At 42.0% G+C, this 21,494-nt stretch carries 26 protein-coding genes; 5 read left to right on the plus strand and 21 right to left on the minus strand.

From position 1 onward, the window contains the following. Positions 1–822 precede the first annotated feature (822 nt). Entirely contained in the window at positions 823–1,845 is a 1,023-nt protein-coding gene (locus LC586_RS27505) for a serine hydrolase (RefSeq protein ID WP_229488397.1), read from the plus strand. Positions 1,846–1,965: 120 nt separating this feature from the next. Further along, positions 1,966–2,970 carry a 2-hydroxyacid dehydrogenase gene (locus tag LC586_RS27510; RefSeq protein WP_229488398.1) on the plus strand — a complete coding sequence of 335 codons (1,005 nt, stop codon included), beginning with the start codon at positions 1,966–1,968 and terminating at the stop codon, positions 2,968–2,970. 43 nt (positions 2,971–3,013) lie between these two features. On the opposite strand, the gene LC586_RS27515 is transcribed toward LC586_RS27510, so the two are convergent. The 8 genes from LC586_RS27515 to LC586_RS27550 form a co-directional block, all read right to left on the minus strand. Beyond that, entirely contained in the window at positions 3,014–3,268 is a 255-nt protein-coding gene (locus LC586_RS27515) for a hypothetical protein (protein WP_229488399.1), read from the minus strand. Positions 3,269–3,270: 2 nt separating this feature from the next. Then, entirely contained in the window at positions 3,271–3,456 is a 186-nt protein-coding gene (locus LC586_RS27520) for a hypothetical protein (RefSeq protein ID WP_229488400.1), read from the minus strand. Beyond that, entirely contained in the window at positions 3,456–4,199 is a 744-nt protein-coding gene (locus LC586_RS27525) for a M50 family metallopeptidase (RefSeq protein ID WP_229488401.1), read from the minus strand. The genes LC586_RS27520 and LC586_RS27525 overlap by 1 nt, the downstream gene beginning before the upstream one ends. Before the next feature lie 814 nt (positions 4,200–5,013). Further along, positions 5,014–5,151, minus strand: coding sequence for a hypothetical protein (locus LC586_RS27530; protein ID WP_229488402.1), 138 nt, complete (start codon positions 5,149–5,151; stop codon positions 5,014–5,016). A 77-nt stretch (positions 5,152–5,228) separates the two neighbouring features. Further along, positions 5,229–6,107 carry a double zinc ribbon and FHA domain-containing protein gene (locus tag LC586_RS27535; protein ID WP_229488403.1) on the minus strand — a complete coding sequence of 293 codons (879 nt, stop codon included), beginning with the start codon at positions 6,105–6,107 and terminating at the stop codon, positions 5,229–5,231. 214 nt (positions 6,108–6,321) lie between these two features. Further along, on the minus strand, positions 6,322–7,086 hold the full coding sequence (gene pgl, locus LC586_RS27540) for a 6-phosphogluconolactonase (RefSeq protein ID WP_229488404.1): 765 nt from the start codon (positions 7,084–7,086) through the stop codon (positions 6,322–6,324). 401 nt (positions 7,087–7,487) lie between these two features. After that, positions 7,488–8,231 (minus strand): ribonuclease PH, encoded by a 744-nt coding sequence (rph, locus tag LC586_RS27545; RefSeq protein ID WP_229488405.1) that lies wholly within the window; start codon positions 8,229–8,231, stop codon positions 7,488–7,490. 160 nt (positions 8,232–8,391) lie between these two features. Then, the gene (locus LC586_RS27550; protein WP_229488406.1) at positions 8,392–9,015 is read right to left on the minus strand and encodes an adenylate kinase family protein; all 624 of its coding nucleotides are present in this window, start codon (positions 9,013–9,015) and stop codon (positions 8,392–8,394) included. 344 nt (positions 9,016–9,359) lie between these two features. Between LC586_RS27550 and LC586_RS27555 the strand changes: the two genes are divergently transcribed. Beyond that, positions 9,360–9,896, plus strand: a complete 537-nt coding sequence (locus tag LC586_RS27555; RefSeq protein WP_229488407.1) for a P-loop NTPase family protein — start codon at positions 9,360–9,362, stop codon at positions 9,894–9,896. A 53-nt stretch (positions 9,897–9,949) separates the two neighbouring features. Here the strand turns inward: LC586_RS27555 and LC586_RS27560 are convergent, their stop codons facing one another. The 7 genes from LC586_RS27560 to thyX form a co-directional block, all read right to left on the minus strand. Then, complete coding sequence (locus LC586_RS27560) at positions 9,950–10,522, minus strand: deoxycytidylate deaminase (RefSeq protein ID WP_229488408.1); 573 nt, start codon at positions 10,520–10,522, stop codon at positions 9,950–9,952. Positions 10,523–10,546: 24 nt separating this feature from the next. Beyond that, on the minus strand, positions 10,547–11,005 hold the full coding sequence (locus LC586_RS27565; protein ID WP_229488409.1) for a TIR domain-containing protein: 459 nt from the start codon (positions 11,003–11,005) through the stop codon (positions 10,547–10,549). 124 nt (positions 11,006–11,129) lie between these two features. Further along, positions 11,130–11,978, minus strand: coding sequence for a dCTP deaminase/dUTPase family protein (locus LC586_RS27570; RefSeq protein ID WP_229488410.1), 849 nt, complete (start codon positions 11,976–11,978; stop codon positions 11,130–11,132). Positions 11,979–12,221: 243 nt separating this feature from the next. After that, positions 12,222–13,715: a thymidylate synthase gene (locus LC586_RS27575; protein WP_229488411.1), complete on the minus strand. Its 1,494-nt coding sequence runs from the start codon at positions 13,713–13,715 to the stop codon at positions 12,222–12,224. A gap of 167 nt (positions 13,716–13,882) precedes the next feature. Then, on the minus strand, positions 13,883–14,134 hold the full coding sequence (locus LC586_RS27580; RefSeq protein ID WP_229488412.1) for a DUF433 domain-containing protein: 252 nt from the start codon (positions 14,132–14,134) through the stop codon (positions 13,883–13,885). A gap of 36 nt (positions 14,135–14,170) precedes the next feature. Continuing rightward, positions 14,171–15,019: an Rpn family recombination-promoting nuclease/putative transposase gene (locus tag LC586_RS27585; RefSeq protein ID WP_229488413.1), complete on the minus strand. Its 849-nt coding sequence runs from the start codon at positions 15,017–15,019 to the stop codon at positions 14,171–14,173. 222 nt (positions 15,020–15,241) lie between these two features. Then, positions 15,242–15,964 (minus strand): FAD-dependent thymidylate synthase, encoded by a 723-nt coding sequence (thyX, locus tag LC586_RS27590; protein WP_229488414.1) that lies wholly within the window; start codon positions 15,962–15,964, stop codon positions 15,242–15,244. 195 nt (positions 15,965–16,159) lie between these two features. On the opposite strand from thyX, the gene LC586_RS27595 reads away from it, so the two are divergent. Continuing rightward, complete coding sequence (locus LC586_RS27595) at positions 16,160–16,375, plus strand: CAB/ELIP/HLIP family chlorophyll-binding protein (RefSeq protein ID WP_190912609.1); 216 nt, start codon at positions 16,160–16,162, stop codon at positions 16,373–16,375. Positions 16,376–16,517: 142 nt separating this feature from the next. Continuing rightward, complete coding sequence (locus LC586_RS27600; protein WP_229488415.1) at positions 16,518–17,099, plus strand: thioredoxin family protein; 582 nt, start codon at positions 16,518–16,520, stop codon at positions 17,097–17,099. A gap of 122 nt (positions 17,100–17,221) precedes the next feature. Here the strand turns inward: LC586_RS27600 and LC586_RS27605 are convergent, their stop codons facing one another. The 6 genes from LC586_RS27605 to LC586_RS27630 all read right to left on the minus strand — a co-directional run bounded on the left by LC586_RS27605 (position 17,222) and on the right by LC586_RS27630 (position 21,347). Further along, on the minus strand, positions 17,222–17,734 hold the full coding sequence (locus LC586_RS27605; RefSeq protein WP_100898999.1) for a hypothetical protein: 513 nt from the start codon (positions 17,732–17,734) through the stop codon (positions 17,222–17,224). Between the two features lie 833 nt (positions 17,735–18,567). Further along, positions 18,568–19,536, minus strand: coding sequence for a glutathione S-transferase family protein (locus LC586_RS27610; RefSeq protein WP_229488416.1), 969 nt, complete (start codon positions 19,534–19,536; stop codon positions 18,568–18,570). Positions 19,537–19,599: 63 nt separating this feature from the next. Further along, the gene (gene gatC, locus LC586_RS27615) at positions 19,600–19,890 is read right to left on the minus strand and encodes an Asp-tRNA(Asn)/Glu-tRNA(Gln) amidotransferase subunit GatC (protein WP_229488417.1); all 291 of its coding nucleotides are present in this window, start codon (positions 19,888–19,890) and stop codon (positions 19,600–19,602) included. Between the two features lie 91 nt (positions 19,891–19,981). Beyond that, positions 19,982–20,503 (minus strand): photosystem I assembly protein Ycf3, encoded by a 522-nt coding sequence (locus LC586_RS27620; RefSeq protein WP_229488418.1) that lies wholly within the window; start codon positions 20,501–20,503, stop codon positions 19,982–19,984. Beyond that, positions 20,478–20,642, minus strand: a complete 165-nt coding sequence (locus LC586_RS27625; RefSeq protein ID WP_229488419.1) for a histidine kinase — start codon at positions 20,640–20,642, stop codon at positions 20,478–20,480. The genes LC586_RS27620 and LC586_RS27625 overlap by 26 nt, the downstream gene beginning before the upstream one ends. 3 nt (positions 20,643–20,645) lie before the next feature. Beyond that, the gene (locus tag LC586_RS27630; RefSeq protein WP_229488420.1) at positions 20,646–21,347 is read right to left on the minus strand and encodes an SOS response-associated peptidase; all 702 of its coding nucleotides are present in this window, start codon (positions 21,345–21,347) and stop codon (positions 20,646–20,648) included. Positions 21,348–21,494: the final 147 nt, after the last annotated feature.

The raw sequence follows: 21,494 nt of genomic DNA on the forward strand, positions 1-21,494 counted from the left end.
AGATTTACTTGATTCTTTTTTAACGTAATTACATAATCTGCATTCTGCTGTGTGAGAATACCACCTTATTTGACCTGATTTTCCCATGATGTCTGGAATCATAGAAATAGTAAGGGTTTTAAGCTCCGATGAATTCTCAACAATTTATATTTAATGATAATGGGCTACGAGAAATCCAGCTAAGGTATAGGGACATCGTAAGCGATCGCTCTTTGAGAAAAAGATCGCGGCAAAAGTCACCTTAAGGTGACTTACAACCGACCGTTGCCTCTAAACTCCCCTGTTATAATGATTATCATTACGAAAAAGCGAACATTCAATTTCCTGAAAGTCATATCTGATAGCGGTCTTGGTTCATTTCACTCTTAGGGTGGCTCGTCAATATTTAGATGCGTTTGCCCTGCCTAACCTGATGCAGGGAAATCTTCTGTATAAATTTTAGAACAGTTAGAAAATCCTCAATAGCCAATGACTATTAGTCGTTTTGTAGTCTTCAGTTTCTACTTTTTAATTGGTTCGACTGCGCGTGCTTTTTTATCCCGATTGCTATGTATAAATCATTGCTAGCAAAATTAAAGCCGCAATCATAATCTCTTAGTATTTGTATAATTACATAATTATTTTATTGAATATAAACATATTTTCTATATTCTACCTTGTACTTTTTTATCAAAATCCTTATTTACAATATTCCAGAAAATCTCTTATTAATATCTCTTGACATCGGATATCTTAGTAATTACTATGTCAATCAATCCGGATTTGATTAACTTATTCGGAAAATCTCTGTAAATAAATCCAACACTATCCTCACAGCACTACATGAAACTACGCTGGTTCTTACTGAGCCTTACAAGTATTCTTTTATTATCATCCCCAGTAAAAGCGAATCCCAATACGAATCAAGTTGGCAACGCAAATGACTGGAGTGCAAATCAATCTGATTTACAACTACCAAAACTTAAATTTATTGCTCCGGTTCCTCTAAGCGATCCTGTCAACCCAATAAATACTTCTAAATTCACTGGTGTAGTTCCTCTAGGACGTGAGATATCAGAACTAAAAACTCCTATTAAAGCATTAATGGCTCGCTATAGATTCCTCACTCCCGGAATCTTTTTTATGGACTTAGAAACAGGGGATTATTTTAGTGTTAATGGTGATAAAGCTTTTTCCGCCGCTAGCACAATTAAGTATCCGATTTTGGTTGCTTTATTTCAGGAAGTAGATGCAGGGAGAATCAAACTAGGCGAAACTTTGGTGATGCGACGGAAGCATGTCACTGGCGGTTCTGGAAATATGCAGTATCAACGAGTGGGAACTAAGCTTAGTCTCTTGCAAACTGCAACCAAGATGATGACTATTAGCGATAATACTGCTACAAATATGATTATCGACCGCTTAGGTGGTGTATCTAAATTAAATCAAAAGTTTCGCCGTTGGGGATTGCAAAGCACTGTGATTCGCAATATGTTAGGAGATTTTAAAGGAACTAATAAAACTAGTGCAAAAGACTTGGTACGACTGTCAGCTTTGATTACAAATAATCAGTTAATTTCTGATACAAGTCAATCCCAAGTTTTAGGTATTATGATTCGTTGTCACAATAGAGCATTGCTACCATCTGGTTTAGGTTCTGGTGCAAATATTGCCCATAAAACAGGTACTCTACGGTTTGTACTAGGCGATGCGGGTATTATTGAAACGCCATCAGGTAAGCGTTATTTAGCAGGAATTTTCGTGCGAAGACCGAATAATGACATTAGAGCTAGAGATTTTATTCGTCAAGTTTCTCGGGTGATGTATGGCTACTTCGAGCAGCCAAAAGTCAGTCATCTACCTTGAAGCAATCCTGAATTCTTTTTTGTTCAAAGCTGCCGAATAGCCCATCGTAGACATCGCTTCCCTAACTGCCAAGGTTATCATGTAGTCGAACATTGTGCAGCATACAATTTGAGGTTTTGCATGAAAGTAGCAGTCTTCAGTACAAAAGTCTACGATCGCAAGTTTTTGTCAGATGCAAATTCTCCCACCCAACACGAATTAGTGTTTTTTGAACCTCGTTTAAATCGGGATACAGCTATTCTCGCCGCCGGATTCCCGGCGGTTTGCGTATTTGTGCATGATCAGGTTGACGCGCCAACTTTAGAACTTCTCGCCTCACGGGGAACTCGGCTGGTTGTCCTCCGTTGTGCAGGGTTTAACAACGTAGACTTACAAGCCGCAGCAGATTTAGGAATTACCGTTGTGCGTGTTCCCGCCTATTCACCCTACGGGGTAGCAGAACATGCTGTGGGATTGATTTTAAGCTTGAATCGCAAAATTCATCGGGCCTATAACCGTGTCCGAGAAGGCAATTTTTCTTTAGATGGACTGTTGGGATTTAATTTGCATGAGCGCACAGTGGGGATTGTCGGCACGGGCAAAATCGGTCTGATTTTAGCACAGATTATGAAGGGGTTTGGCTGTCACATAGTCGCCTATGACGTTTATCGTAATCCAGAATTGGAGGCGCTAGGTGGAAAGTATGTAGAACTACCTGAGCTATTTGCCAACTCGGATATTATCTCCCTACATTGCCCCCTGATTCCCGAAACGCATCACTTGATTAACGCTGAGGCTATAGAACAGATTAAGCCAGGCGTGATGCTAATTAATACTAGCCGAGGAGCGCTGATTGATACCCAAGCAGTGATTGAGGGGTTGAAGTCTGGCAAGATTGGCTATCTCGGTGTGGATGTCTACGAACAAGAATCGGAATTGTTCTTTGAGGATTTGTCTGGTGCAATTATTCAAGATGATATTTTCCAACGTCTGACGACGTTCCCCAATGTACTCATTACCGGACATCAAGCCTTTTTTACAGCAGAAGCTCTCCACAATATTGCAGAAACGACTTTTGCTAATATTGCTGATGTTGAACAGGGCCGTTCTTGTGCCAATGAAATTCGCGCTCAAGTCTCAGCTTAGGTAATGGTTGGCGATCGCAATGACTTTGGACTAAAATCACTAGTCAATCTTGATCATCAGGCAAATTTTCCATTTCCTCAATAATTAGCGTCTGAAAATCTTCGTCACAATGATTATGCAGATGAACCGCAGCAGCTAAAAGTTCTGCGAGAATTTCAGCTTGTTGGTTAACAGTTAAACTAGGTAACTGTAACTGGTTAACTAAGGCTTGTACTTTTAGGCACTCTGTACTTAATTCAGCAATCAAAATACTGAGGGTTGAATTCGTGACTGCAAGAGGGCGATCGCTAATCTGCATTTTTATTGTCCTAATCTTTTACGCGCTTGTTGGATTGCCTTGTCAAAAGCACGAATCTCTTTTTCCCAATGCTTAATCAAACCTTCGTCAGGAAAACTCTTTTCTGATTCCAGTCTAATCTTTTCTTGATGTTCAGTAATTCTTTGAGCTAAAGATTCAATTGCCTTTTGATGGTGCTTCTTACTCATTACTCCGAACGATAGGCAACGCGGAGACTTTGGACTAAAATCACCAGAGATGCGATCGCCATTAACCCGCCCCAAAACCAGTAAGGTAAAAGCAAATATCGCTGCATTTGCGCTGTATCCGAAAGTCCAAGGGGGCCAGCAGAACTACTAAATAGATAATCAAGTTGATGGTACGTACTCACACAAGCTTGTACACCCAGAAATTGAATGACAAACCCTTGTGCCCAGCGAGGTGCTTTCAGGGCGATACCCAAGATTATTAAACCCAGCAAGGGAATTGCCACCAATCCAAACCAGGAACGTACCCAAATTAATGTGGAAAACAGCAAAAAACTCCCTAAAATTTTCAAACTCAGAGTTGCTGCTCTAAAACTGCGGGAAGCCAGAATCAAAGCTGCACCGGCAAGAGGCGGCCCCATTGGGCCTGCGGCTGCGACTATTGCCGGGCCAATTGGCCCCAATGTCGGCTGGATGCCATAGGTTGCGATACCAGAACCATTGCTAAAAATCTGCAATTTCTGAAACTGTCCCCCTAAGAGGAGTGCCATTAAGCCGTGACCCATTTCATGAAACCAAGTTGCCAGGATCGTAAATGGGTATAAGATATAGTCACCTCCTGGTACTTGCCACAGTAAAGCAGTTGCGATCGCTGCTGCAATTAGCCACGTTAGCCCCATGCGTTCAACAACTGACGGGGCTTCTCTGGTAAGCAAGGGTTCAAAATTTTTGCTTGGTTCTTTCATAGGTCATTCAATTTTGGATTTTAGATTTTAGATTTTCCCTTCAATTCAAAATCTAAAATTGGCAGTGTATTTTCATCCATCCTAGTGTAATTACAGCAGATTTCAACAGGCGTGAGGTACAACAATACCCCACCCGCGCTATCGCGCACCCTCCCCTTTCTAAGGCTACGGTGTACACACAAGTCGGAAAAACTTCATCCACCAAAGATTTGCGGTGAAGCAGCGCTGCGGGAGGGTTTCCCTCCGCAGGCGACTGCTGAACCCGTTCGCGTAGCGTCTCCGATAGGAGAAGGGTGCGTTACGCTGGCGTGACAAAGCTAAATTGTTGCAATCATGGCGAACTCATTTGTTATTTTGGCGAACTCATTTGTTATTTTGGCGAACTCATTTGTTATTTTGGCGAACTCATTTGTTATTTCGGCGAACTCATTTGTTATTTCGGCGAACTCATTTGTTATTTCGGCGAACTCATTTGTTATTTCGGCGAACTCATTTGTTATTTCGGCGAACTCATTTGTTATTTCGGCGTACGCATTTGTTATTTCGGCGTACGCATTTGTTATTTCGGCGTACGCATTTGTTATTTCGGCGAACTCATTTGTTATTTTGGCGTGTCCATAACGCACCCTACTGGCGTGTCTAGACTAAAATGTTGCAAAAAAATTGTAGGTTGGGTTGACGTAAGGAAACCCAACCTACACCTAATGCACTATTTTAGCCAATACGCGCTACTACGAAACTACTAGAAGAGTTGAAACCTATGCTGGTCATACTTGTGTGTACACTGTAGCCTTTCTAAGGGGAGGGGTGTACCTCATGTAGTTGCAAAACGCTGTATTAAGGTAATGGAGTTGCTAATGAATGCAACAATTCGCACATCAAAGCGACGGCTGTAAACTATGGCGCTATCAAGAACAACATAGTTATCCGTCGCTTGTTTGATGCGGTTCATTTGTTTCTCCTCCAAAAGGGATGCCGGAGGATGGGCAGAAAATGCTTAGACTGATGTCACAATTGATCGAGAATCAGTTAAGCAAGTTGAAAGAGGAATGTCATTAAGTCTCCTTTACCCAAGCTGATGCGATCGCCTGGTCGCAAGCGATGACGATTTCCTGGTAAAAGTGGCAAATTATTAATATAAGTGCCATTGGAACTTCCTACATCCTCTACATAATGAGCATCTCCCTCAACGCGAATATCTGCATGAATCCGCGAGACAATTTCTGAATTGGGAAATCCTGAAACATCTATATCTGGGGGAATCCGGTCATTGGGTTTGCCGATATGAATCACAGAGAGATTTTGTGGCAATTCAATTAACCGATCGCTTTGAACGTGGATTAACCGCGCTGTAACTTGCTGCAATTGTGTTCTGGCAACAGTTGCAGTTGGTGCTGGTGCGGCTGGCTCCTGTACTTCGGCTTGGGGGGCTGGCGCTGGTTCCAACGGTGGTGGAGTAGGAATACTTTGTATAGAGACTACAGGTTGAGCTGCGATCATTGGCGCTGGTTCTGGAGGCCTGCTTTTTGCCACAGGTACTTCTGGCGGAGCGACTGGGGGAGCTGCTACCTCTGTTGCTGGTAAAGATGAGACGGGGGGATGGGAGTTAGTAGAACCACTTATTCCCAAAGCATCTGGTTGTAAAAGTTCTAATAGGGGATCGGGTGGAACTAACGGCGGAACTTCCACAGGAACATCGGGAGTAACTGTTACAACTGCCGGATTATGAACGTGTGGAACTCCTGCGGAGTGAAGGTTATAGCCACACTGACCGCAGAATGCAGCATCTGCCTGCACAGTTGCCCCACAACTGGGACAGTTAGTAGTCGCGGGTAAGGGTGTATAGCAAGCTTCACACTGGACAGCGCCGTCAGGGTTGGGATGATTGCAATTAGGGCAGACGATCATCGATATTTAGCCTTTGTTCAAGATCATCATAAATATAGGTAGGACTGGCAAGCAGAGGGCGGCCCTAGCTTTAGATTCTAGCAATTACTGCTGATGGAACCATTAATTGGACACGGGGAAAGGGAGGAGCAGGAGAGATCAGGGGGATGGGGGGATGAGGGAGAATTTACTCCCCTCTCCCCTCTCTCCTATGCCCCATGCCCAATTCCCAAGTTTAATGTTGAAGTTCCAAACCTGCTGCCGCATCCAGCAGCCACCAAAGTTCTCCTTGGGGCCGAATTAAACGGGATGGGTAAGTGAAGTCGTCGGCTACAGGTGCAAAGACTTGCGCCAAAGCTGGTCGTTTATTAGCACCAGCAACCAGAAAAATCACGCTGCGAGCAGAGTTGATGAAGGGATATGTGAAACTTATCCTGGGGTTTCCGTCTTTGTTACCCACGGTAACTAGGCGATCGCGTACTTTGAGAGCCTCTGTGTGCGGAAACAAAGATGCGGTATGTGCGTCATCACCCATTCCTAACAATACTACATCCAACGAGGGAAACTCGACGCCAGAAGAATTGAAAAATTCTTTAAGCTGTTGTTCATACTTAGCAGCAGCCAGTTCTGGATTGGCTTCCAAGGTTGGTACGGGGTGAATGTTAGCTGCTGGGATATCAACATGATCTAGCCACGCCCGACGCGTCATCAGTTCATTGCTATCGGGGTGATCTGGTGGTACGTAACGCTCATCCCCCCAGAATATATGAATTTTATCCCAAGGGAGTTTTTGATTAGCGTAGGCGTAGCCAGCCGTTGGCGTTGCCTCTCGTAGAGAAGACATCGCTTCGTATAACGGTTTAGGTGTACTGCCGCCAGATAAGGCGATGGTAAACCGCCCCCGTTGCTCAATGGCAGTTTCTAACTTCGACAGAATTAATTCTAGCGCTCGTGCAACCAGCGCCGGCTGATCCGGTAGAACTTCAACGGTTTTGTTCATGGCTTCATCATCATATTGCTGGCTTCTGGCAATACAATACCGAACTTATTACAATCCTCCTTTTTAACTTTTGAAACATTTAACATCATGGATTAGGTAGGCTGGAAAAACGTATACGCTCCTTATCACCTTGAACGGTAAGTTGTCAGTAGTAAGTCAATACGGTTCGGTTAACATTAGGACTTACGCCAATACTGCGTAGGTTTTGAGTCGATCCCCCCAACCCCCCGTTAAAGGAGGCAGGAGGCAGGAGGCAGGAGGAGCAAATCATCCGGGATCGAATCCCCGTATGATTTGGAACCACTCTCATGATTATTTTTATTTACACCCAGTTACTTGATACTTTGTTGATTAACGCCACAGAGGATACATTTATTAATTCTTATTAAAAATTAATAAAACTAATTAATCAAAAACAGCGCTTCCCAGTCTGCGATCGCTTCACGTTGGGCGATTAACAATTCCTGAATTCCTTTTTGGGCGACATCTAGCAGTTGATCCAACTGAGTGCGGCTAAAGCTGCCTTCTTCGGCTGTTCCTTGAACTTCAATGATTCCCAAATGTTGATTCATCACCACATTAAAATCTACTGTTGCAGCCACATCTTCGATATAATTCAGATCCAAAAATGGCTCTCCATCCAGTAATCCTACGGAAACTGCTGCTACCTGTCCACACAGAGGCGATCGCTCCAACGCCCCCTCTTGCAACAATTTAGAAATCCCATGAGCCAACGCCACAAACGAGCCTGTAATGGCTGTTGTCCGAGTTCCAGCGTCTGCTTGCAACACATCAGCATCCACAGTCAGGGTGTGTTCTCCCAGCGCCTCAAAATCCACTGCTGCGCGTAAGCTGCGGCCAATTAGACGTTGAATTTCTTGCGTCCGTCCAGATAATTTCAATAATTCCCTTTCTTGCCGTTTTTGGGTAGCAGATGGTAGCATCCGGTACTCAGCAGTTAACCAGCCTTTACCAGTTCCTTCGAGAAACTTGGGAACTCCCTTATTAACGCTAACAGTACAAAGTACTTGAGTATCACCGCATCTTGCGAGAACAGAACCGGGGGCAAAGCGGGTGAAACTGGGGTGAAAGCTGATCGGACGTAGTTCGTAAGGAAGACGATCGTCAGGACGCTGCCAAGCCATTGGAGTTGCCTCAAGTTTTAGAATACTGCCTTAAGATTACCTTAGTGTTATTGGGCATTGGGCATTGGGCATTGGGCATTGGGCATTGGTTATTAATTCTTCTCCCTCATCTCCCTCATCTCCCTCATCTCCCTCATCTCCCCCTGCCCCCTGCCCCCTTCTAAGGAACAGAAAGCAGAGTCAAAATATTTTGCTGCACCATATCTGGTGACTGATCGCCGTTGATAGTCAACAAGCAGCGACGACGGTCGTAATATTCTAGGATGGGAATGGTGCGATCGTAGAATAATTCTACACGGCGTTGCACGATTTCTGGTTGGTCATCTGGTAGCGATCGCCCCAAGGATCGGCTAACCATGACTGCTTCCGACACTTGTAGATAAATTGCCCAATCTAGCTTTTGCTCTAAATTATCCAATAAAAAATCTAATTCTTCAGCTTGAAAAGCAGTACGGGGATAGCCCTCTAAGACCCAATCGCAGTTAATATCTGCTTGTCTGAGGCGAATTCGGATCAATTCAACGATCATTTCATCTGGAACTAACTCCCCTTTTTGCATGTAGGGTCGTGCGTGGTAACCTAGTTCACTCAGGCTAGCGTAAACCGAAAGAGAAGTCCGGGGGTCAGCTTCCGACCATTGCAACTCCGGGAGGAGCTTATCGCCAGATATTGCTTCCCGTAAAATCTCACCTGTAGAAATCATCGGAATATCAAAGTATCTGCAAAGCCTTTGTGCTTGAGTGCTTTTACCCGATCCTGAACCTCCCAGAATCACCAATCTCACAACAATTTACTCCTCATCCTGTCAAATTCACTACTTGCTAAGTCTGTTTAGCCCAAACACCCGATAAATCTAACATTTAGCGATTTTCAGACGTTATGCCTAGCTTTTTTAAATAATTGGAACTGTAACTCTAATGTTTTCATTTTTACAACTCCTTTCCGAGAAAAGACGAAAATTTAAATCAACATAACTCTTGACTTCAGTACAAACCTAGTGTTTGACTAAGAATGCAATTTGCCAAATTCACCACACTTGGGAAAAACAGATAGATTATACAGGCAGACTTATAATAAGTACCGCCAGCCCAAACATTTAATTTATTGTAATTTTTTGAACTTTACCCTATGGTTGCCCAGCTAGAAACTCCAAGTATAAATTCACCCCTTACCTTACCATATCCAGTGGAAGGACTAGTGCAAGTTTTCACTAGCTCCCATCGCAACTTTTTTACGAGCGTTATAGCGCAAGCACTGAGAATAGCTGGACAAGGAACGCCAGTATTAATAGTGCAGTTCCTCAAAGGAGGTATTCGTCAAGGGCAGGATCGACCTATACAACTAGGACAAAATTTAGATTGGATTCGCTGTGATTTGCCTCGTTGTATTGATACACCACACTTAGACGATACAGAGAATCAAGCCTTACAAAAGCTGTGGCAGTATACACAGCAGGTAGTGTGTGAGAGTAAGTATTCTCTCGTTGTCTTAGATGAGTTAAGTTTAGCGATTAACTTTGGTTTAATTCCTGAAACGGAAGTTTTAGCGTTTCTGGCAAAACGCCCTCCCCACGTCGATATCATTCTCACAGGGCCAGAGATGCCTAAATCTCTCTTGGATGTGGCAGATCAAATTACAGAAATCCGCCGGAGTTATCGCCCTTAAATAATCTCAGGCTTTGAGATTTTGGATTTAATAATCTTCAAGAAGAGGGTGTGTTAAAGTTCATGAACACACCTTACTGTTCTAGCTACAGATGTGGGATTGAGGAGAAATTGAGAAGCTTGTTGTGCCGTTACTTGAGATAACTGAATCTGTTTAAGGGTGACTAGACCTTCATTCACAAAAGAATCTCTCACTAATGCTTTATCGCCGCTATTGAAAGAAGTTTCATAAAACACTTCCTTAATTCCTGCGGAGATAATTAACTTTAAACAAGACAGACAAGGTTCTAAAGTGACATAAATACTTGCACCATCTGTAGAAGTCCCATGCTTTGCTGCTTGTGCGATCGCATTTGCTTCCGCGTGTACAGCCCTTGATGGTAAAGTTTTACTAGCATCACAGCTACTCAATCCTGGATAACAGTAGCCCTGAGTCATACAATGTGCCGAACCCGATGGTGAGCCATTGTAACCTGTTGCCACCACCTGCTTGTTTTTCACAATCACAGCACCCACTGGAAAGGCTAAACACGTTGAGCGAGTGGCTGCAAGTTTAGCCAACATCAGAAAGTATTCATCCCATGTTGGTCTTTGATGGCGTTCATCGATTGGAGAAATATCTTGCATAATCTGTCAATTTCAAACTTTATTCTACTGCCTTGCTGACAAGGGAAATTGTGGATGCTCTGGTTTCCATTTAGCCAAAATATTTTTAAGCTGATTTAAAGCATCTTCATGATCGTGAAACTGTATTTCAGCAATAACAGTAGGAATGCCGCGTGGAAATCTTGATATTCTTTTACCTGTTTCATATAGAAGAATGATAGGAATTTTGTTTGTCTCTGCAAAAGCTAACTCCATTCCAACACCAAAAGATAGTGAACCAAGGTAAGCAATAACTAAGTCTGAAATGCTGACCTGATATTTATCTTGATCGAAAACCTCACGCGGACTAATATCAGGATTATTTACTGGATCAGTTTGTTTGTGTGGAACATAGGCTTGAAGACCAATTTCTTCACAAAGTAAGCCAATTTTTTCATAAAGTGCTTTGCATTCTACCGGATTTATTACATCAGTTAACGCACCAGAGATATATATATTGGGCATTTTTAATAGCGAGCTTAAACTATAATTTACATTTACTTGAATATTGAATACCCCAACAATTCATTTTCTCATACAAGACATTAGTTATAGATACAAATATCTCATCCAATCCAAATAGATTTTCTTACTTATCTAAGGTTGGATTTACTGTTTTATTCGGGTTTACTTGTATCTGAGGAATAGGAGTCTTAGTCGGGCTTGGGGTAGATGAAGGGGAAGATTTAAACAACGCAATACCTGCAATAATTACTGCTAATAAGGCTACTATTGCGTTTATTGCTGTCCATCTAACCTGTTCATCTGAACCTAAAAGATTTAATAATGTGTCTTGAATACCTCTTTTAAGGTTTTTATACTCATCTGACTCTAGCATAAGTTTTTTTAGTAAATCCGTATCACCTTTCATCCAACGAAGTTCTTTTTGATTAAAAAAATCATCGATTTCGTGACGATTCGGTCGTCCACGAAGAAGATCAAGTCTTGCAGAGCTATCAGAATTGCCATTACTTGAAGACTTAGAACTTAATTTTTCAATAGCTAAATAAGCAATTGGTCGCTTAACATCTCTCACATTAATTCGTATTGGCTCATCTGAAACATTATGAAGCGCTACACAAAGAACAGCTGACCAACAAGGATTGACTCTGGTTCCAATGTGTCCTAAACCCTCTGATACTGGTTCAACTACAGAATAAAGCGGGCCTCGAAATCGATTACTGAGCCAAACTGATTCATCAGTCCACACAAGGGCTGTATCTCTGGGTGGTATGTAGAAAAACTTCTTTTCCTTACCCGGCTGGTCTTGGTTAGATTCCGTTTCAATACTTAAACGTTTTTGCTGCCCAATGGCATAAGCATACTCGCTAGCAGTTAGACATAAATCACAAGCTTTTATACTACCTGGTTTAAGAGGATGAAAAAGTATACCTCTACCAAGTTCCCTAATAATATCCCGATCGCTCAAGACTGACATCTAAATACTCCCTAATTCCACAGACCACCAGAATTTTCCACAAAGGCATCCGATGTAGTTATAAAGTCAAGCACATCGTGTCAGTAGCTAAATAGGACGCTCTGACTGTCTTGATGAAAAGACTACTTTTATCACACGTATTTTAAGTTATATTCTGGCGTGTTGCAAATTAATTTATACATTTAGCACGGCGATATCCACACTAGCATTGCTAGTTATTTATATGAATTACAGTTTTTTAATTTACTGATCCTGAATATAAGTCTTGCCACTTTTAATACAGTTACTAGCCTTTTGCAGTTCGATACCTAAATAACCAGTATGTTCAGGCTGAATTGCTGGAGAGGTAGCACAAATCTCTCTTAATAAGCTAAGGGGCTTTTTCCCACGATAAGACTTAATCACCTCACCACTACCAGGAGTTGTGTGGGTAACGAATATCTCTTTGCCATCAACCTCAATTAGGAAATTGCCGGAGGGGTCATAATAGCTACGCTGATTAAAAATTGCAGCGTATTGATTTGCAATTAGCCTCTCTGCATTGTCCCAAGTATCATCATATATATGAGCAGACTGACTAATAGTTATGAGTGGCCCCATTTTCAAGTCATACTCAGAACGTTGAGCAATTTCATCCCTAATATGTTGTTGCAAAGCCCTCAATCCCATTGCATTTGCAGGCCAGGCGGCAAACATATCATTACTTCTAAAAGTTGCAGTTAGGGATAATTCATTATCAACCACTCTCAACCAAATATGATTTAGACAAGGGCTACCACCTTTTTCATGATCTTTTACATCCCATAAATTCATAACTGCACTAGCGGCATCAATTTCTCCAATTAACTTCTTAATTACCTGGTCAATTTGATCATCCTTAAACCAGGAACGCAAACGTTGACCATACGTATATTTCAACCCTTCTCGATAGGGTGCATCATCTAAAATCTGTGAAGTATATTCTTCAAGAAAAGGAGGGTCAACTGGCAAATAATTAGGCTCAGGAAAGTAGAATTTAGGAGGTTCATCAGTAACAATTGCCATTAAATCAATTAATTCTTGCCATTGCCCATCATAGCCAGTTGGTCTAATTGTTCCTGTTGTCTTAATCCTATGAATGATTTTTACCCAAGTTTCGGCTATAGTTTTACCTTCTATTCGATGCCCGTAGCGTGGCCCTGGTAAAACACTTGGTTCAACAATAGACATGGGAAATTCTAACCGCGAACCCCAAGGAGAAAGTGCTTCTAATTGGGCATAAGATTTAACTAGACTAACTGCCTCAACAATTGATTTGACTTCTTTGCAATCTACAGAATGCCGCAGGTGTTCTAAATCACTAGCTTCCACTTCAAGATCAATATATCCAGGGATAGGGGAGCGAATTACCCAGCTACTCTTCCCAGTATCACAAACACCTTCTTTAAAGCCATTACGGAAAAAGTCCAGCAAGCACTCTCCAGCACCCGCGTTATTATCTTCCCTTGTGGCATTGAGAACAACCAAAAAGCGGACGTGGGGATTAAACAGCAAATTGCGAATCAGTAAGTTTATCCCTCTTGTGGGCGAGTATAGTTGCCCAATTACAGCATAATCTTCGGGTTGCAAGTGTTTAGCGATCGCCTGCTTTACTGTCCATCCTGTAATCACTGCCGTTTGACCTAGACCATAAATAAGCTGGTTGGGCTTGTGCAGTGCTTTGTACTCGAATTGGGTTGCCTTACCCGTTGCTGTCATGATTGGCTACAATAAAAAATTAACAATCTTTTATTGTATCACTAAATCTAAATTGGTACTAGGTTCTTTGTCTGATGAGGATTCTTACAAGTTCAATGTACTAATTTTGCACTATATGTCCTGTATCTATGAACGGCTTCTTCAACTTCTTACTCAGGAGATTTTCATCAAGCAGAATGAGCATAAGTAATTTGCTCCTGATTCAGCATTGCTTTTGCAATCACCTCCAAAACTTGCAACACCTGAGTTTGCAAATGTGGAAAATCTTCTAAGAATTCGGTTAAACCTGCTTCGCCTTCTAGATAGTCGAAAAACGTTTGCAATGGAACTCGCGTTCCAACAAACACAGGAGTACCACTCATAATGTCTGGATCAGAGGAAATAATTCGGCGATCGCACAGAACTTTTTGAATATCCATCGTCCTGCAAATGTTTATATGAGATAGTCTAAACCTTCATCGCGCTTCTAGCCAAACCTGTAAATCGACCAAAGTAGTAAAATCTAACAGTGCTTCACTCAAATCTTCCAGAACAGGCAAAGGTAAACCTGAAATTGAGGAGCGTATTTCCTCAGAAAGTTCCCCAAATCGCTTAGTCAATTGCCGGAGAATAAGATTAGCTGTTGCTTCCTCCCGTCCTTCCTCACGTCCTTCTTCCTTAATTTCTCGGTAAACTCGCGTTTCCTTAAGCGTGATTCCTAACATAGACTCTACCTCCGCTTGAGTTAATTGTTCAAATCTGTACACCATGATCGTCGTTATTAATTCAATTATGGCGCGACTCGATGGTGATAGCATTTCTTGAGTGGTTCTTGTTAACAAATACCTTGCTTCTTCTGGTGCTTGTTCTTCATCCACTGTAGTTAATACCATCAGCGCCACCCATATAGGTAATTGACGAATATCCCCTAATTCATCTAAATACACCCGATGTACTTGTCCGCCGTTTAGCAATGAGCGATGAGGATGAATATCGCTTTGTTCGATACTGCGCGACGGGTAAATTATCACTGCTTGCCAGTCGCTAAATCTGGAACGGTTGCGGTAAAAATATAACGAAGATTCAGCCCATACTCTCTCATAAAGTTGTTCATCTTTCTGGAACTGCACCTCGCAAAAATATACAATTCCAGTACCATCACTTTCAGGTGGTAGAAATACTCCGTCAATTTCAAATTTTGGTTCTTTGACGGCGACTGAATCAAAACGATAACTATCTGCATTCGTTGGAGGATTTGCCACTAGTTCAAACAGCAAAGTGGGAGACTGTTGAAACAGTTTGTAAAATATTGAATCTCGACGCATGAAAGCATTTTACAAATTTTTTTTGAAGAAGAATTCAGGAGTTAGAATTCAGGAGCGGAGCAAGGAAAGCTCCGCCGAGGCGTCAGAATGCAATCAGTGGGGGATTCAGACCCCCACGCTCATTGTTGCACCACAAAACAAGAAAATTTGGTGGGGGTTTTAAACCCACTTATTCATCCGCTTTTTCGTTCAGAATTCAGTATGAATTGCCCCAAAATATGATTATGGTGCTAATCTTGCCTTACCTAAACGCTGCTTTTCATACCATTGTGCGATCGCAGGTGCCCAATCTTCAAAATGAGGCCACATCATTTCACACAACTTTTGAATTTCAAGTTGAGCATCTTTCTTATTTCTCAGGTCACAAAAATGCAAGAAAGACCTTAAATTGAAACTAACTACAAAATGCTGGCGATAATCAAAAGGTACTTTACCTCTTGCATGTTCTTCAGACATGCCAGCCTCAAAATCGGCTTTATATCGTTTAGCTGCTTCTAGACACCATTGCAAATCTGCTGCTCGTTGCTCTGGTGAATAATGGTATTTTTTGCCTTGTCTATCAGTGTAATAACCAACGGGACGTAGATAAAAAACATCTTCTATGTCTTTTTTCCCTTCTACTACGTCAATAAATTGGTTGCCTGTGTACCTAAAAGATTGTACATCAAATGATACTGATACACGATGAGTACGAGCCTGCTGCATCACACTGTGAGGAAAGTAGCCACAGTTAAAAACAATCTGGGGATGCTCTAGAGGCCCATAATGTCCTCTCTCACCCGCTAAAAGTCGCTTAACAATAACTTCGCCGCTTTGTGACTCCGAGGGCCAAGAGTCGCGCTCATCAAACACGAACCCATCGGTATAGTCTTGGTGCATCGCGGCATAAATCACCTGCTGCGGGTTTGGCGTTTTGGCAATAACCTCTACTCGAAATCGATGCATTAGTTTTTAGGGAATGGATTGGTGACTGAGATTGCTTACGCAGAAGGAGCGGAGCCTGTTTGTTATACATAGCTTTTAACTCGATCCACGATCATATCTCTGGTTGGGACTTCTACTTGAGCAGATTAAAATACTTTACAAAAATTAATAACTTTGTTACAGTTATTTACATAAAGAGAAGACAGGGAAAAATCCATGCGTACAAACACTGCTATAATTGACGACCAAGGCAAACTGAACAACTTTGCGATCGAGCCAAAGGTTTATATAGATGAGCAAGGCGATCGCACTGGTTTCACTCCCTATGCAGAAATGCTCAACGGCCGTTTAGCAATGATTGGTTTTGTCTCTCTGATAGCATTAGAAGTATTCACAGGACACGGCATCATTGGTGTTTTGGCAAGTCTATAAAAACTAATTTCTATAACTTAACTCTCAACAAATATAAGAGACGGTAAATTTACCGTCTCTTATATTTATGGAAAACTTAGTGCTAGAGTAAAAATATACTGATAGCAAAAGCCGTTATCAGCGTAAAAATATTGGGTGAACTATGGCTTTAACTGCTTCAACTATGTTGCCATTAGGCACAAAAGCACCAGATTTTCATCTACCGGAAGTAGTATCTGGAAAGGTAACTTCACTTTCCACCTTCGCAGATAAAAAAGCGCTGTTGGTAATGTTTATTTGTCGGCATTGCCCCTTTGTAAAGCACGTTCAACAAGAATTAGTGCAGTTAGGAAAAGATTATTTTACAAGTGATTTAGCGATCGTTGCCATCAGTGCTAACGATGCAAAAAATTACCCAGATGATGCGCCAGAGTCGTTGCAAGCATTTGCAACAGAACAAGGGTTTAATTTTACCTTATGCTACGACGAGAGTCAGGAAACGGCAAAGGCTTACACCGCAGCTTGCACACCTGATTTTTTTGTATTTGATAGCGATCGCCAACTTGTTTATCGCGGACAATTAGATGATAGCCGCCCCAGTAATGGTAAACCCGTAACAGGCGCAGATTTACGCGCAGCCATTGAAGCAGTGCTAGCAGGTAAACCTGTTACAAGCGAGCAAAAGCCGAGTGTTGGTTGCAATATTAAATGGAAGCCTGGAAACCAACCCAGTTATTTTGGTTAAAAAAGATTGGGAATAGGGAATTGGGCATTGGGCATTGGGCATGGGGCATGGAGCATGGGGCATTGAGTATTGGGAAAACTTTCCCCCACTCCCTACTCCCTACTCCCTACTCCCCATAACTATCAATGTTTAATTTCCAAATTCAGTATGTAGCATCCTAGTTGGACTTTTTCTGCCCACAATTCATATTCCAGACGCAAATGTTCTGGCAAGGGATGTCCGTTGAGAATTAGGCTACTAGTAAAATTTCGTAAACGAATAGGATTGTTAGGTTGCAACGACTCAGTTGGCAACCAATAGCGACTAATGCCATAAACGCCCCGTTCCCAAAAGTGACGGTAACTCACTTGAGCGTTACCTTGCATAGTCATGATGACTCGGTAAGGGGAAATCTCTAGCCACAAAATTCTGGGACTGTTAGGGGCGTAAGCTTTGCTCTTACTTTGGGGAAGTGTGTCCTCTGGACTTACGACACTCTCTACTTCACAGCTAATTAGGGGCGGTGCGGTCAGCAGCAAATGGAATCTATCAGTATCTTTTTGATACAATGTCGCGGCAGTTTCGACAACAGACCAAATCGGTAGGTCAGTGGAAATAAGTGATAAGCACACGGGCTTGCGGTGATGGGTCAGCATGGGAGCGATAAGGGCTAAAAGCTATTGAACAAAGTGAAATGAACACACTAGGCAGTCTAATAGGTCAGGGTAAGAAACTAAATAGTAAAACAGGCTTAATATTAATGAATCCGCTGATTTATTAAGCTACACAGATACCAATAGAAACAGGTAGAATGTCAGCTTAGACAGTAAATACGGTACTTTCTTTCTTTAGAGAGAGCTAATTCGTAAGCAAAGCTTGTAAATATTCTAAGACTATAGCCTCAAAACAGTGGGAGTCTTTTTAGATGCTAAGAAACCTTCTTGAGAGAGACTTGCCGTAGATTTGAGTAAGTTTCATACAGCAAAAAGCAATAGGATACTAGGCAGGAAGTCACCAGCAGCGATTTTGTTTGTTGCTGCTGAACTTCCGGTGTATTCAAAAGCCAGTGTATCCTAATGTCGCCTTCTGTTATAACCGTAGAAACTCACGAAGACCTTTCTCACAAGTTAATTATTCAACGGCCCCCTTTTGGCTACCTTTACGGGGTCACATCCGGGTGGTTGACGATCTTCACCATCCTCTAATATTGGGCACTTTAACCGAAATTTTGTAACTTCTTTTAAAAGAAGAACCCCGCAGCACTGCTAGTTGTTTTCAAGCTCGACAAAAGGATTTTTCAAATATCCTCTAAACCTTATCAAATTACTGTGATTATGAGTATTTGTACTGGATCACGTATATTTTGCAAAAATTAACGCTTTGAAATTTTTTACCCCAGATGAATGGCACTAAGTTCTGGGCTACATGTAATACTCATGAAGCGATGACGCGACAAGCCAACAAAACATTTATTGGTCAGCAGTCTTAATCAAGCAAATATTTTATCCCGGTTATGGGGTGCATCAAAATCAATCAGTGGGCCTTTTGGGACGATGCGAGTTGGGTTAACTTGAGGATGGCTTCTGTAATAATGCCGTTTGATGTGGTCAAGATTGCAAGTCTCTTTGACTCCCGGCTGTTGGTAAAGTTCTTTGAGATAATTCCACAGATTCGGATAATCTACAATTCTGCCTAAGTTGCATTTGAAATGCACATAATAAACTACATCGAAACGAAACAGAGTAGTGAACATACACCAGTCCGCCTCAGTAATTTGATTTCCGCAAAGATAGCGTTGATTTCCCAATACTTTTTCCCAGTAGTCGAGAGCGGTGAATAATTCCGTTACTGCTTCATCATAAGCCGACTGAGTAGTAGCAAATCCCGCCCGGTAGACACCATTATTTATTGGTTGATAAATTGTATCAATCGTCTCGTCAATTACTTTTTGTAAATGTTCTGGATAAAAGTTGATATTTTGTTTAGCGAAAGCATTGAATTCTGTATCAAGCATCCGAATAATTTCGCGGGATTCATTATTGACAATTGTCCCATTTTGGATATCCCATAAAACTGGAACTGTCACCCGGCCGCTATAGTTAGGGTCAGCTTTTAGATAAAGTTGCCAAAGATACTGAGTACCGTTGACTGTATCGGGAATGCACCCCGGTTCATCACCAAATTCCCAGCTATTTTGATCGATTTCTGCTGCAACGACTGATAACCCAATGACATCTTGGAGTCCTTTCAATTGGCGGATAATGGCGGTGCGACACGCCCAAGGGCAAGCCCAAGAAATATACAAATGATAACGCCCCGCTTCAGCTTTCAACCCACTAGAACCATCAGCTGTAATGTGGTTGCGGAAAGTAGTTGATGGACGGATAAATTTACCTTTTGAGTCTTCTTGATCTCTTTGAGATATCCATTGACCATCCTTAAGAATTCCCAAACCCATAATTATCTCCTTAGTTATTAGTCAACAGGCAAAAATCTAAAACTTTTGACTTTTGACTTTTGACTATTCAGCGTTGAGGATTTTTGGTACTTTGAAAAATTCGCCTTCCTGTTCAGGCGCACTATTGAGGATGCTTTCTCGGTCAGGATAGGGTTGCAATTCATCCTCTCGTGTGATGTTGCTGACATCAATTGCCCGCGTTGTTGGGGGCACATTGCTAACATCAAGTTCATCCAACTGTTGAATATAATCCAGAATACTTCCTAACTGAGTAGTGAATTGTTCTTCTTCTTCGGGAGTTAATTCTAAACGAGCAAGATTAGCTACTTTATGAACTTGTTCTTGGTCAATCATATTTTTTTAGTTAGGAGTTAGGAGAGACGCGATTAATCGCGTCTGTACAAGAGTTAGGAGTGAATGATTCATAATTCCTAACTCATCACTTTTAGAAGAATACGTCAATTTGCGATCGCCCGGTGGTTTTCAGCCAGTTTTGAGCTTCAATGTAGTTATTGGGAGCCATGCGAATAGCTCGAATCCAATAGTCTGCTGCTTGGTCAAAGAGTGCTTCGCCAGCCTCGTTATCTCCAGCTTCTTTCTCTTTTTCGCCTTGGTAGTGATAAATCACGGCAATGTTGTTCAAAGCCTGGGGCATACGTGGGTTTAACTCAATTGCCTGGTGATAGAGTTCTAAAGCTTTGTTGTGGTCGCCGTTGCTGGCATAGATTAGCCCCATATTGTAGAGAATATAGCCGCGATCGTTGGTATCTTCCTCTAGTGTTAGAGCTTCTTCATAATATTCCAATGCTTCAGCATATTCCCCTTCTGCTTGGGCTGACATGCCATCTCGATAATAAACAAACGCTTCTTTAGCTTTTTTGTTGGTTGGCAGGATCTTCAGGATGATATCCGCCATCACTGTAAAGGATTTGTCAACAAAATTATCGTTCTTTTGTGTTCTTGGCATAGTAGTCTCTGGGTATTGGGCATGGGGCATTGGGCATGGGGCATTGGGCATGGGGCATTGGGCATGGGGTATTAATCAATAATTTTTCTTCCCCTGCTCCCTCATCTCCCTCATCTCCCCAATCCCCTAGTCCACTCAATAGCTAATTTAACTGATTTGTGGGGGCATTCTTCTCACTGAGTGGGATGATGCACTCTGGACTATTATGCCGAGAGTTGTTTACCAAGGTGCTAACTGGATACGCAGTCATGGCTGGCGCCAGATAGGGACGCAATAACTGCTGTAGGGTTTGGGGCGTTTGCACTTGGGAATCTAGCCATAAATCGTAATCTTCTGGCTCTAGAATCACTGGCATCCGCTCGTGGATAGGTTGAAGTAATTCGTTAGCTGCCGTTGTCAAAATTGTACAAGAGATTATTTCTTCGTTAGCAGGCGATCGCCATTTCTCCCACAAACCTGCAAAACCGAAGGGTTGCCCATCTTGAAGGCGAAAATAAAATGGCTGCTTTTTGCCTTGTTGCCGTTGCCACTCATAAAAGCCATCAGCTATCACTAAACAGCGTCGATGCTTAAAAGCCGAACGAAAAGCAGGTTTTTCGGCAACAGTTTCAGCCCTAGCGTTAATCAGCTTTGCCCCCATCCCTCGATCTTTCGCCCATGACGGAATTAATCCCCAATACAATTGCTTAAATTCACGCTTTTCGCTTTCGGGATTTTCTAACACTGTTGCCACCATTTGAGTAGGTGCAATGTTATATCTGGCTGCTAAATCCAGAACTGCCTCGACATGGAAAACTTGAGCTAAAGCTTCTGCTGACTGATTTAAAGTAAATCTTCCACACATACTTTTATTCTCGACCACTGACTAAATTAAATATCTCAATCTAGAAATGAATAATGTTTTTTATTTTTTCAAATAATTTTCTTTAGTACTTCTAAGCTAAATCTTCAAAAAAATCATCCGGTTTTACGGAAAATATTTTGGTAAAAT

The organism is Nostoc favosum CHAB5714 (assembly GCF_020829495.1).
In the GTDB taxonomy this organism is placed as follows: Bacteria; Cyanobacteriota; Cyanobacteriia; order Cyanobacteriales; family Nostocaceae; genus Nostoc; species Nostoc favosum.